This is a genomic window from Bradyrhizobium sp. HKCCYLRH1030 (assembly GCF_051168395.1).
Classification (GTDB): Bacteria; Pseudomonadota; Alphaproteobacteria; order Rhizobiales; family Xanthobacteraceae; genus Bradyrhizobium.
In genome coordinates this window covers 26,028-37,448 of record NZ_JBNPUY010000022.1, presented here as the reverse complement: position 1 = coordinate 37,448, position 11,421 = coordinate 26,028, and the positions used below count along the sequence as shown (strand labels likewise).

At 67.4% G+C, this 11,421-nt stretch carries 11 protein-coding genes; 7 read left to right on the top strand and 4 right to left on the bottom strand.

Translation table 11 applies throughout. The annotated features are described in order from the left end of the window. Window positions 1–248: 248 nt before the first annotated feature. Window positions 249–2,273: a YgiQ family radical SAM protein gene (locus tag ACQR1E_RS33380; protein ID WP_434898076.1), complete on the bottom strand. Its 2,025-nt coding sequence runs from the start codon at window positions 2,271–2,273 to the stop codon at window positions 249–251. A 132-nt stretch (window positions 2,274–2,405) separates the two neighbouring features. Next, window positions 2,406–3,092, bottom strand: a complete 687-nt coding sequence (locus tag ACQR1E_RS33375; RefSeq protein WP_316172728.1) for a hypothetical protein — start codon at window positions 3,090–3,092, stop codon at window positions 2,406–2,408. A 106-nt stretch (window positions 3,093–3,198) separates the two neighbouring features. Between ACQR1E_RS33375 and ACQR1E_RS33370 the strand changes: the two genes are divergently transcribed. The 4 genes from ACQR1E_RS33370 to ACQR1E_RS33355 all read left to right on the top strand — a co-directional run bounded on the left by ACQR1E_RS33370 (window position 3,199) and on the right by ACQR1E_RS33355 (window position 6,324). Continuing rightward, complete coding sequence (locus ACQR1E_RS33370; RefSeq protein WP_434898075.1) at window positions 3,199–3,894, top strand: HAD family hydrolase; 696 nt, start codon at window positions 3,199–3,201, stop codon at window positions 3,892–3,894. A gap of 149 nt (window positions 3,895–4,043) precedes the next feature. Beyond that, complete coding sequence (locus ACQR1E_RS33365; protein ID WP_434898074.1) at window positions 4,044–4,508, top strand: hypothetical protein; 465 nt, start codon at window positions 4,044–4,046, stop codon at window positions 4,506–4,508. Window positions 4,509–4,639: 131 nt separating this feature from the next. Continuing rightward, window positions 4,640–5,470, top strand: coding sequence for a hypothetical protein (locus tag ACQR1E_RS33360; protein ID WP_316227079.1), 831 nt, complete (start codon window positions 4,640–4,642; stop codon window positions 5,468–5,470). Between the two features lie 23 nt (window positions 5,471–5,493). After that, the gene (locus ACQR1E_RS33355) at window positions 5,494–6,324 is read left to right on the top strand and encodes a type 1 glutamine amidotransferase (protein ID WP_434898073.1); all 831 of its coding nucleotides are present in this window, start codon (window positions 5,494–5,496) and stop codon (window positions 6,322–6,324) included. A 5-nt stretch (window positions 6,325–6,329) separates the two neighbouring features. On the opposite strand, the gene ACQR1E_RS33350 is transcribed toward ACQR1E_RS33355, so the two are convergent. After that, entirely contained in the window at window positions 6,330–7,040 is a 711-nt protein-coding gene (locus ACQR1E_RS33350; RefSeq protein WP_315825887.1) for an LrgB family protein, read from the bottom strand. Continuing rightward, complete coding sequence (locus ACQR1E_RS33345; protein ID WP_316172726.1) at window positions 7,015–7,434, bottom strand: CidA/LrgA family protein; 420 nt, start codon at window positions 7,432–7,434, stop codon at window positions 7,015–7,017. Before ACQR1E_RS33345 ends, ACQR1E_RS33350 begins: the two co-directional genes overlap by 26 nt. Before the next feature lie 110 nt (window positions 7,435–7,544). Between ACQR1E_RS33345 and ACQR1E_RS33340 the strand changes: the two genes are divergently transcribed. The 3 genes from ACQR1E_RS33340 (at window position 7,545) to ACQR1E_RS33330 (ending at window position 11,417) form a co-directional block, all read left to right on the top strand. Continuing rightward, window positions 7,545–8,426 (top strand): LysR family transcriptional regulator, encoded by an 882-nt coding sequence (locus ACQR1E_RS33340; protein WP_316172725.1) that lies wholly within the window; start codon window positions 7,545–7,547, stop codon window positions 8,424–8,426. Between the two features lie 361 nt (window positions 8,427–8,787). Further along, window positions 8,788–9,615: a class II glutamine amidotransferase gene (locus ACQR1E_RS33335; RefSeq protein ID WP_315752171.1), complete on the top strand. Its 828-nt coding sequence runs from the start codon at window positions 8,788–8,790 to the stop codon at window positions 9,613–9,615. A 26-nt stretch (window positions 9,616–9,641) separates the two neighbouring features. Next, entirely contained in the window at window positions 9,642–11,417 is a 1,776-nt protein-coding gene (locus ACQR1E_RS33330) for an N-acetylglutaminylglutamine amidotransferase (protein ID WP_316169579.1), read from the top strand. The last annotated feature ends 4 nt before the right edge of the window (window positions 11,418–11,421 follow it).

Genomic DNA, 11,421 nt, shown 5'->3' with positions numbered 1-11,421 from the left:
CGGCGTCTAGCGCCAAGGACCCAACGGCTTCCCGCCCACCATCATCATGGCAGACTTTCCAGACACAGGGACCCATAACCACAGGCGGTCGTATGAGGCAGGCTGGTGGCTCAGAGCGTGCCCAACACGTCTCCCTGTGGTTATGGGTCCCGGATCTTCGCGCGCGATGCGCGCTCGTCCGGGACGACAGCGGAGGGTGGAATGGGCTGCGTGCCTTACTACGAGGCCGAAGCCGTTGCCAACCCAGACTACTTCCTGATCTTCACGCCCTTGGTCGTGAACCGTTGCGGCCTCGGCTCGGGTCGCACAGGCCGCCGCGTGACAGCGGCCTTGCCGGTGCCGGGCGGCTGATGCGCGGGCACCAGCTGATCCGGGCGGGAGCCGATCAAATCGGCGCGGCCCATCGCGCGTAGCGCATCGCGCAGCACGGGCCAGTTGTCCGGGTCGTGATAGCGCAGGAACGCCTTGTGCAGCCTTCGCTGCCGCAGGCCCTTGATGGCCTCGACCTTGTCGCTGCCGCCGTGACGCACGCCGCGCAGCGGGTTGACGCCGGTGTGGTACATCGCCGTTGCGGTCGCCATCGGCGAGGGCAGGAAGGTCTGGACCTGATCGGCGCGGTAGCGGTTGCGCTTGAGCCACAGCGCGAGGTTCATCATGTCCTCGTCTGACGTGCCGGGATGGGCGGCGATGAAATACGGGATCAGGTAGTACTTCTTGCCGGCCTCCTTGGCGGCGGCGTCGAACATCTGCTTGAAGCGGTCATAGCTGCCGATGCCCGGCTTCATCATCTTGTCGAGCGGGCCGCGCTCGGTATGCTCCGGCGCGATCTTCAGGTAGCCGCCGACATGATGCGTGACCAGCTCCTTGATGTAGGCCGGGCTCTCGACCGCGAGGTCGTAGCGCACGCCGGAGGCGACCATCACGCGCTTGACGCCCTTGACCTCGCGCACCTTGCGATAGAGCCGGATGAGATCGTCATGCGAGGTGTTGAGGTTCGGGCAGATCTCCGGAAACACGCAGGATGGCCGGCGGCAGGCGGCCTCGACCTTGGGGTCCTTGCACGCCATCCGGTACATGTTGGCGGTGGGGCCGCCGATGTCGGAGATCACGCCGGTGAAGCCCGGTGTCTTGTCGCGGATGCGCTCGATCTCCTGCAGGATCGAGCCTTCCGAGCGGCTCTGGATGATGCGGCCCTCGTGCTCGGTGATCGAGCAGAAGGTGCAGCCGCCGAAGCAGCCGCGCATGATCGTCACCGAGAACTTGATCATGTCCCAGGCCGGGATCTTGGCGTCGCCATAGGACGGATGCGGCGCGCGGGCATAGGGCAGATCGTAGACGCTGTCCATCTCCGCCATGGTCAGCGGGATCGGCGGCGGGTTGAGCCAGAGGTCGCGGTCGCCATGACGCTGCACCAGGGGACGCGCATTGCCCGGATTGCTCTCCCGGTGCAGCACGCGCGAGGCGCGGGCATAGGCTTCCTTGTCCGCCTCGACCTGCTCGCAGGACGGCAGCCGGACCACGACGTCGCCCTTCTCGCGCGCAGCGCCTTCGTCGGCGGAGTCGAGATCGTCGGCATGCAGCTCGACAAAGCCTTCGGGCACTTTCCGGAACAGCGCGGTGCCGCGCACCGACTGGATGTCCTTGGGCGCTTCGCCGCCGGCGATCCGATGCGCGACCTCGATCACCGCACGCTCGGCATTGCCGTAGATCAGGATGTCGGCCTTGGCGTCGGCCAGCACCGAGCGGCGCACCTTGTCGGACCAGTAGTCGTAATGCGCGATGCGGCGCAGCGACGCCTCGATGCCGCCGAGCACGACGGGCACGTCCTTGAACGCCTCGCGGCAGCGCTGCGCATAGACCAGCGTGCAGCGGTCCGGCCGCCTGCCGCCTTCGCCATTGGGCGTATAGGCGTCGTCGCTGCGGATGCGGCGATCGGCCGTGTAGCGGTTGACCATGGAGTCCATGTTGCCGCCGGTGACGCCGAAGAACACGCGCGGCCTACCGAGCGCCTTGAACGGCTCGGCGGAGTGCCAGTCGGGCTGCGAGATGATGCCGACGCGAAAGCCCTGGGCCTCGAGCAGCCGGCCGATGATCGCCATGCCGAAGGAAGGATGGTCGACATAGGCGTCGCCGGTCACCAGCACGATGTCGCACGCGTCCCAGCCGAGCGCGTCCATCTCCTTGCGGCTCATCGGCAGGAACGGCGCAGGCTTGAGGTCCGCGCGATGGCGCGGCCAGGAACTCAGCGGTGGGGCGGTGAGGGCGATGTTCATCGCCCACGCATAGAGCCGCGGCGCTGCGAGTTCAACCGAAGCCCCGGTCGCAGGCGAGGGCAGGTGGTCAATTTGCCCGGAATGGTTCCCGCGGCGTTGCGCGGCCGACCTGACGTCGCGGTTCCTGCCGTCTCAGTTGAGGTGATGCGACGCGCCGTTGCGGCGCTTGAGCCAGCCATGGCCGAAATAGGCCAGCAGCGCCGCTGCGGCAAGCATGATCCACATCGAGGGCATCTTCGAGCGCGGGCTGCCGCCGGCCTCGCCGACCGTGACGGGCGCCATGCCGGGCTCGGTCATCGACACCAGCCGCAGGCCGGCGGCGTCGGTCGCGCGCCGCATGTCGGCGATGGCGGAGTGGGGCAGCGGGTCGGACGCGAACAGCCGACCTGTCGCCGGCGCGTCGGACGCGGCGAGGTCGCTCGGCGGCGGCTCCATCGAAGACTGCGCGGCCTGGGTGCCGGAGGGCAGCTGCGCAAAGGAGTTCAGGTTCGCCGGCCGATGCGGCTTCGGCCCATGCTGCGCCATCCGGTCCGGCTTCTCGGCCTTGTCCATCTTCTTCGGCGTCATGCTCTGCGGCACCGCGACCCGCACCTGCGGCCGCGAATAGGACGCCGGCTGGGTGACGGCCAGCATGCGGTCGGACCAGGCCATATAGGCCTTGCAGAGATCGTTGCAGTACTGGCCGTTGACCATGTCGCCGTTGGCGGAGCCGGCCTGCGCGGCGCCGGGCGCGGCAATGCAGATGACGGAGACCAGCGCGGCGGCCGCTCCGAGCCTCGACGATGTCAAAACAGGCAATGCGCTCAACTGGCCGATCATCGCAATTTCCCCCGTCGCGGTTTCACGCCGTTTGAGGAATAACGACAGCTGGTCTGGTCGAGAGTTGGATCAGATCGCGTCAACATCCGGATGAGTTGAGGTCAATTTGCTGATGCGAGGCGTTATCAATAAAAGGGGGCGGGCTTTGCTGTTCGACATCGACGGCACGCTCGCTGATACCGATGCGCTGCATCTGCAGGCCTTCAACGCGGTGTTCGGGCCATATGGCCATGCGTTCGACCGCGCGCGGGCGGCACGCGAACTGCTCGGCCGATCCAATTTGTCGATCTCCGCCCAATTTCTGCCCGATGAGCCGCCCGAGCGGCGCGCGGCGGTCATGGCGCAGAAGGAGGAGGTGTTTCGCAGCCTCGCCGCCGGCGCGGTGCAGCCGCTGCCGGGCCTGACGGCGCTGCTCGATCGGGCCGCGGCGGCCGCGATACCCATCGTGGCCGTCACCAACGCGCCGCGGGCCAATGCCGAACTGATCCTGCACGGGCTCGGCTTGGCGGACCGATTTCGCGCCGTGGTCATCGGCGACGAACTGCCGCACGGCAAGCCGCACCCGCTGCCCTATCTGGAAGGCCTGCGCGCGATCGATGCCGTGCCGGAACGGTCGGTCGCCTTCGAGGATTCCCGCGCCGGCATCGCGGCGGCGACGGCGGCCGGCATCGCCACCGTCGGCATGCGCACCAATCTCGGTCACGACGAGCTGATCGCGGCGGGCGCGGCGCTGACCGCGGCGGCGTTCGACGACGCCGACGTGCTGGATCTGGTGATGGCGCGGCTGGGAGGGAGATTGTGAGCGACGCGTCGCCATCCGGCGACAATGCCGCCTGCGGCGGAGCTGACATGTCGCTGACATCGGGCAACAGCTTGCGGTCACCGCGCTTGCGCCATGGTGTCGACGAACGCGGCCGCCGGGTTGGCCGTCACGAGATCAAGGTGAGACGCATGCGCAAGTTGTTGATCGCGGCCGGCCCCTCGGAACAGCCGTTCCGGCTGATGTTGCAGGTCGATGACGAGGGATCAGCATCCAATCAGCGCGGCCGTCGCGCCAGCGGAGCCGGGCGAGCCAAGCGCGCCGATGGCCGCGCCAAGCGTTCGGCCCGGCCGTTTCGCTGGGCGCAGCCGTCGCGCGCAATGGCCGCCATCCTTCGCGGCTTGCGGGCGACGCTGCTGGCGCTCTCTCCCGTGGAGGTCCGGAGCGATGTGAGCGTACGCCGGGAGGCCTTGCGGGACATGTCGCCGGTTGTGCCGCGGCTACGCGCCGTCAGCGGCTGCGGAGGAGCGCGCGAGGTCGCCGCCGTGCCGGCCGGCGCGCTCAATGCGATGGTCTGCGCTGCGGCCACGCCGCGCCATCACGTCCGGTCGATGGAGACGCCGCGTGCCCAGCGCCGGCGGCTGCGCGCCTACTGATCGCATCGCCGCATGGGTGCCCTGCATGCACCGTCCGTCGCACCTTGCTTGTCCGCAGCCCGATGCCGTGATTGAAACGGACGGTGCGCGCCAGGCTCGCTGTGCTCGCCTCGCAGAAGGACGGATCGATCATGTTCGTGGCGCGTGTCCTGCCGATGGCCGCCGCCTTTCTCTGCGCGACCGCCGCGCTCGCGGCCGACAAGCCCGGCGAGACCAGGGGGACGGTGCTGGAGCCGTCGCCGGCCAATCTTGCGCTGACCTGGAGCCGGGCCAACCTGGTGTTGCCGGCGACACTCGCCGGCGGGCGGCGCTGGGAGGGCCGTGCGGAGGACGCGCCCGACGTGATCGGGATCGCGCCGCTCGTGATCGTGATGCACGGGTCGAGCGGCGTCGCGCCGGCGGTGAAGGAGTTCCAGGCCTGGCTCGCCGACGAGCTCGGAGTGGCATCGGTGGCGCCCGACAGCCTCGCGATTCCCGACCGGCTGACCTACACCTCGCCGGTCGACGTCGCGACCTATGAGCACGTCCACGCCTTGCGGCTGGCCGAGCTGGAGAACGCGCTGAAGGCGTCGCGCGACTGGAGCTGGGTCGACCGGCTGCGGATCGTGCTGGCGGGCACCAGCGAGGGCGCGGTGGCGGTCGGCCGCTACGCCGGCAAGGACGTGGCGGCGCGGCTGATCTATTCGTGGTCGTGCGAGGACAACTACTTCGTCACCGCGCCCGGGCTCGGCATCGGCCCGACCGAGCCGGTGCTGAACGCGATTTCGGCGCGCGATCCCTATTTCTCGGCCGCCAATCCCTGGAACAAGGATCGCGCCGTCACCGGCTCCTGCGCCGCCGCGCTCAAGGACGATGCGAAGGCGGAGGTGATGGTGATCGATGCCGACGTCCATACGATCCTGAACCGGCCGGAGGTGCATGAGCGGAGCGCGCGATTCCTGCGCGGCGTGTTGGATCCGTGATCGGGCGGGCGGAGGTTTGACGAGTGCTGAGACTGCTCGTGCTCGAAGGCAATTCGCTGGACGGCCGGCGCCGCTGGGCCGAGGTCGCAGGCGCGACGCCGTCGGAGAGCTACGCGGCCGTGCTGCGCGCACTCGCGCCGGACGCGGCGATCGACATCGCCACGCCCGCCGATGCCGATGCGCGCCTGCCGCAGCCGATCGAGGCCTATCAGGGCATCGTCATCACGGGATCGGCGCTCAATATCTATCAGCGCGAGCCGGAATCCCTGCGTCAGATCGAGCTGGTGCGCGCGGTCTTCACGCAGGGCGTGCCGATGTTCGGCTCATGCTGGGGACTTCAGCTTGCCAGCGTCGCGGCCGGCGGCGAGGTGTCGCTCAATCCGGCCGGCCGCGAGGTCGGCTTCGCGCGCAAGATCGCGCTGACGGAGGCGGGCCGCGATCATCCGATGCATGCGGCGCGGGGCGCCGTGTTCGATGCCCCGGCGATCCATAGCGACATCGTCACCAGGCTGCCGCCGGATGCGACGGTCACCGCACGCAACGCGATGAGCGAGGTGCAGGCCGCGGAGATCCGCAGCGGCCGCGGCCGGTTCTGGGGCGTGCAGTATCATCCCGAATTCAGCCTGCAGGACGTCGCCTGGGTGCTCCGCCGCATCGGCCAGCCGCTGGTCGAGGAGGGCTTCTTCGCCGCTCCGGCCGAGCTCGAGCGTTACGCCGCCGATCTCGCGATCCTGCACCACGACCGTGCCCGGCGCGACATTCTGTGGCGGCTGGGGCTCGACCAGGACGTGGCGAATGACGGGATGCGGCAGACAGAGATCAGCAACTGGATCGCCTCGCTCGCACGGGGCTGAGCGCGCTACCGCATGAACTGAATGATGAGCGGCGCCAGCGCCACGTTCATCAGCCCGACCAGCACCATCACGAGGCCGGCGACCGCGCCCTCCTCGCGACCGATCTGGTTGGCGCGCGCGGTGCCCGCGCCGTGCGCGCCGACGCCGAACAGCGCGCCCTTGGCCAGCGTCGAGCGCAGCGGCAGCCGCGCGAGCACGAGGTCGCCGACCGCGGCTCCGATGATGCCGGTAAGCACGACGAACACGGCGGTGAGATCGGGGATGCCGCCGATCTCGCCGGAGACTTCCATCGCGAACGGCGTGCTGATCGAGCGCGGCAACAGGCTCAGACGCAGCTCGCCATCGATGCCGAGGACATAGGCCAGTGCCCAACTGGTCGCCACCGCGGTGAGGCTCCCCGCGACCATGCCGGCCAGCAGCAGCGGCCAGCGGCGGCGGATCAGCGCCCGCTGCTCGTAGATCGGCACGGCGAAGGCGACGGTGGCCGGGCCGAGCAGCGCCACCAGCCAATGCGTGCCGCGGATGTAGTCGCGATAGGAGACGTTGAGCGCGAGCGCTGCGATCATCAGCAGTGCTGGTGCCACCGCGAGCGGCATCAGCCACCAGCGCGGCCAGCGCCGGTGCATGCGCTTGGCGAGCACATAGAGCAGGATCGTCGCGAGCGACCAGACAGCCGCCTGGATCAGCGGCTCACGCCACAGCGCGGCGAGGGTCATGACGCTCGGTCCAACGGTAGCAGAGGTCGATCGTGAGCGCGGTCACGCACATCACGGCGGTGGTGCTGACGACGATCAAGGCAAAGATCTTCAGGCCAAGCAGGCCGAACAGCTCGCGATGGTCGAGCAGCGCCAGCACCGCCGGCACGAAGAACAGCAGCATCTCGGCGAGCATCCAGTTCGCGCCGCGCTTCATGCTGGCGACCTTCAGCCCGCCGGCCAGGAACAGGGCGAGCGCGAGTGCCATTCCGATGATGCCGCCGGGCAATGGCAGGCCGGTCGTCCGGGCCAGCGCCTCGCCGACAGCCCAGAACAGGCCGAGCAGGCCGATCTGCACCAGTCGGTTGCGGCGGAGCAGGCGATGGACCCCAATGGAAATGTTGCGATGCATCATGCGACGCGTCCGAGAAGTGATTGCGCCTTCAAGGTATGTCGCATCGCAGCATGTAGAAAGCGAATTGATTGAATGATAATAAGTCCAAAATGGAATACTAAGGGGCGATTATGGAACTCCGTACCCTCAGGACCTTCGTCGAGGTCGTCCGGCAAGGCGGCTTCTCCCAGGCCGCCAAGGTGGTGTTTGCGACCCAGTCGACCGTGAGCAAGGCCGTCAAGCAGCTTGAGGACGAGCTCGGATTGCCGCTCTTGGACCGGCTCGGCCACAAGAGCCGCATGACAGCGGCTGGCGAGATCGTCTATCGCCGTGCGATCCGGCTGCTGACGGAGCGCGATGATCTGCAGGCGGAGCTCGCCGAGCTGCGCGGCCTGAAGCGCGGCGTGCTGCGCCTCGGCCTGCCGCCGATCGGATCGAGCACGCTGTTCGCGCCATTGTTCGCGCTCTACCGCCAGCTTCATCCGGAGATCGAGATCCGGCTGGTGGAGCACGGCAGCGACCGGCTCAGCGAATTGCTGGCTGCAGGCGACATCGATTTTGCCGGCCTGCTGCCGCCGATCGCCGATGAGTTCGCCGCGCAGATCGTGCGCCGCGAGCCGCTGATGGCGCTCGTTTCCGTCGAGCATCCGCTGGCCCGCCGCGAGACGATCATGCTCGCCGAGCTGCGCGACACGCCGTTCGTGCTGTTCGAGGCCGGCTTCGCGCTCAACCGTATCCTCCGCGAGGCCTGCCGCCGCAACGGCTTCGAGCCGGTCGTGGCCGCGCGCAGCACGCAGATCGATTTCATCGCCGAACTCGCCGGTGCCGGTCTCGGGGTTGCCTTTCTGCCGCGCATGATCGCGACCCAGCGCACGCAGGTGCCGATCAGTCTCGTCCTGCTCGACGAGCCCGGCACCGAATGGACGCTGGCGATGGCCTGGCGTCGTGGCGCCTATCTCTCGCCGGCCGCGGCGGCGTGGCTCCGGCTGGTGCGCGAGCGCGGCGAGGCGTGAACATGAGTGCGACGATGTCGCTTCATCTGTGAGGAACGTGCAGCGAGACGGTCGGTGTCGCCATGGCGATTGGCGAGGACCTGAGCTCTACGCACAACGCGCAACGATCGAACACCTGTCGCAACGCCGCGAAAGCGCGAGCCAGTAGAGGCGACCCTCGGACGTGCGGATGGGAACGGCAGGAGCTGACGAAGGTTGCCTCTGCGCGCTGACTCGTTGATCTGCGCTCCCACAGGCCGACGTCCCGTGCGTAACTGAGTGCGCGGGAACCAGTGGTGCTTTGACGCGTTTCCGCCTGCTCCGAAAGAACGTGACACGCGCAGGCGTGCCGCGAGCCCATTGATTGAACCGGAGGGGCAGGATGTGCCGCTGGATCGCGTACCGCGGTGAGACGACCGCCTTCGAGCACTATGTGACCGAGCCGGAACATTCCCTGGTGACGCAGAGCATCCGCGCGCTGGAATCCACCGCAGGCACAAATGGCGATGGCTTCGGTCTGGGTTGGTATGGGGATCATCCTGAGCCCGGCCTGTATCGCGAGACACGCCCGGCGTGGTCCGATGAGAACCTCCGCTATCTCTGCCGACACCTGCATTCACATCTGTTCTTCGCGCATGTGCGCGCAGCGACCGGCACGGCCGTGACCCGTCAGAACTGCCATCCGTTTGCCTGCGGCCGCTGGCTGTTCATGCACAACGGCTTCGTCGGTAGCTGGAACAGGCTGCGCCGCAAGGTCGAGGCAATGATTCCGGACGCGCTGTATCCATCGCGGCTCGGCACCACCGATTCCGAAGCCGTGTTCCTCGCCATCGTCGGCGCCGGCATCGATCAGGACCCGATCGGTGCGACATCGAACGTGCTGCGCGCGCTCCGCCAGCTGGTCAACGAGGACGGTCTGCGTGAGCACCTGCGCTTCACGTCCGCCCTGTCGAACGGCCACGATCTCTACGCATTTCGCTTCGCTGCGAATGATCGCGCCAACTCGCTTTACTACCGGGAAGATGGTGATCAGGTCATCGCCGTCTCCGAGCCTTTTGACAAGGAGCCGGACTGGATCGAGGTTCCGCCCGATCACGTGCTGGTCGCGCGCGCGTCCAGACGCGCTGAAATCGTTCCGCTATTTGACGCAGACTCTGCCGGTTTCGCCGCGGAACACAAACGAAGACAGAGGGTTGTCGGCGGCACCTAAGAACAACAGGAACTGGATGATCCGCGATGTGCGGCATTTGTGGTGAAGTCAGGATTTCCGGACAGCCCGCGCTCGCGGCGCTCGGCCGCGTCAACGATGCGATGCAGGCGCGCGGTCCCGACGCCGCTGGCCTCTACGTGCAGGGCGGAATCGCGCTGGGCCACCGTCGTCTCAGCATTCTCGATCTATCAGCCGCCGCGCAGCAGCCGATGATCGATGCCGCGCTCGGCCTCGGCATCGTGTTCAATGGTTGCATCTATAATTTCCGCGAGCTGCGCGCCGAGCTGCAGGCGAAGGGCTATCGCTTCTTCTCCGACGGCGATACCGAGGTGATCCTCAAGGCCTATCATGCCTGGGGCAAGACCTGCGTTCAGCGCTTCAAGGGCATGTTCGCCTTCGCGCTGTGGGAGCGCGACAGCGGACGCGTCGTGATCGCGCGCGACCGTCTCGGCATCAAGCCGCTGTACTACACCGAGGGGCCGGGCTTCCTCCGCTTTGCCTCGTCCCTGCCGGCGCTGCTCGCCGGTGGTGATGTCGACACCTCGATCGACCGAACGGCGCTGCATCATTTCTTCAGTTTTCACGCCGCCGTTCCGGCGCCGCGTACGATCCTCAATGGCGTGAAGAAGCTCGAGCCGGCGACGTTGCTGACGATCGAGCCCGATGGAACGCAGCGCCGCGAAAGGTACTGGCAGTTCAGCGTCGGCGCGTCGCGCTCCACCGATCGTGCCATGAGTCAGGAAGAATGGTCGGATGCATTGCTGGACGCGATGACATCGGCGGTGGACCGTCGCCGCGTCGCCGACGTGCCCGTCGGTGTGCTGTTGTCGGGCGGGCTGGATTCGTCGCTGCTGGTCGCGCTGCTGTCCAAGCTGGGCCACGAGGACATCCGCACCTTCTCGATCGGCTTTGACGCTGTGGGCAAGCACGCCGGCGATGAATTCCACTACTCCGACATCATTGCACGGACGTTCGGCACCAACCACGAGCAGATCAGGATAGGCGGCACCTGCGCGCTCGACGCCTTGCCCCATGCCATCGCCGCCATGTCCGAGCCGATGGTCAGCCACGACGCGGTCGCATTCTATCTCCTGTCGTCCGAGGTCGCCAAGCGTGTCAAGGTGGTGCAGAGCGGGCAGGGTGCGGACGAGGTGTTCGGCGGGTACAGCTGGTATCCGGGCTTTCTCTCGGCCAACGATCCCGTTCAGCAATATCAAAATGCCTATTTCGACTGGACGCATTCGGATCTGCAGCGGCTGCTGGCGCCGGAGTTGCTCGGCGAAGACGACGAGAGCCTGGCATTCGTGGAGCGCTTCTTCGCAGCTCACGCTGGCGCCTCGGCGGTGGACAAGGTGCTGCAGATCGACACCGAGATCATGCTGGTCGACGACCCGGTGAAGCGGGTCGACAACATGACGATGGCGTTCGGGCTGGAGGCCCGCGTGCCGTTCCTCGATCACGACGTGGTGGAGCTCGCCGCGCGCATGCCCGCCGAGCTGAAGGTGAAGAACGGCGGCAAGCACATTCTCAAGGAGGCGGCCCGCCGCTGCGTGCCGGCGGAGGTGATCGACCGTCCCAAGGGATACTTTCCGGTGCCGTCGCTGCGCTATCTGCGCGGCCCGTTTCTCGACTATGTCCGCGACGTGCTCAACGACGAGAAGGCGCGCGCACGCGGTCTCTACCAGCGCGACTTTATCGACCACATGTTGCAAAACCCCGAAACCGAGATGAGCCCCAAGGGACATTCGCGGCTGTGGCAGGCGGCCCTGCTCGAGGCATGGCTTCAGACTCACGGCATTTGACGTC

Excerpts from the sequence above, each read along its gene's own strand:
- ACQR1E_RS33380 (WP_434898076.1), bottom strand. The coding sequence starts at position 2,273 with ATGAACATCGCCCTCACCGCCCCACCGCTGAGTTCCTGGCCGCGCCAT.
- ACQR1E_RS33375 (WP_316172728.1), bottom strand. The coding sequence starts at position 3,092 with ATGATCGGCCAGTTGAGCGCATTGCCTGTTTTGACATCGTCGAGGCTC.
- ACQR1E_RS33365 (WP_434898074.1), top strand. The coding sequence starts at position 4,044 with ATGCGCAAGTTGTTGATCGCGGCCGGCCCCTCGGAACAGCCGTTCCGG.
- ACQR1E_RS33360 (WP_316227079.1), top strand. The coding sequence starts at position 4,640 with ATGTTCGTGGCGCGTGTCCTGCCGATGGCCGCCGCCTTTCTCTGCGCG.
- ACQR1E_RS33350 (WP_315825887.1), bottom strand. The coding sequence starts at position 7,040 with ATGACCCTCGCCGCGCTGTGGCGTGAGCCGCTGATCCAGGCGGCTGTC.
- ACQR1E_RS33345 (WP_316172726.1), bottom strand. The coding sequence starts at position 7,434 with ATGATGCATCGCAACATTTCCATTGGGGTCCATCGCCTGCTCCGCCGC.
- ACQR1E_RS33340 (WP_316172725.1), top strand. The coding sequence starts at position 7,545 with ATGGAACTCCGTACCCTCAGGACCTTCGTCGAGGTCGTCCGGCAAGGC.
- ACQR1E_RS33335 (WP_315752171.1), top strand. The coding sequence starts at position 8,788 with ATGTGCCGCTGGATCGCGTACCGCGGTGAGACGACCGCCTTCGAGCAC.
- ACQR1E_RS33330 (WP_316169579.1), top strand. The coding sequence starts at position 9,642 with ATGTGCGGCATTTGTGGTGAAGTCAGGATTTCCGGACAGCCCGCGCTC.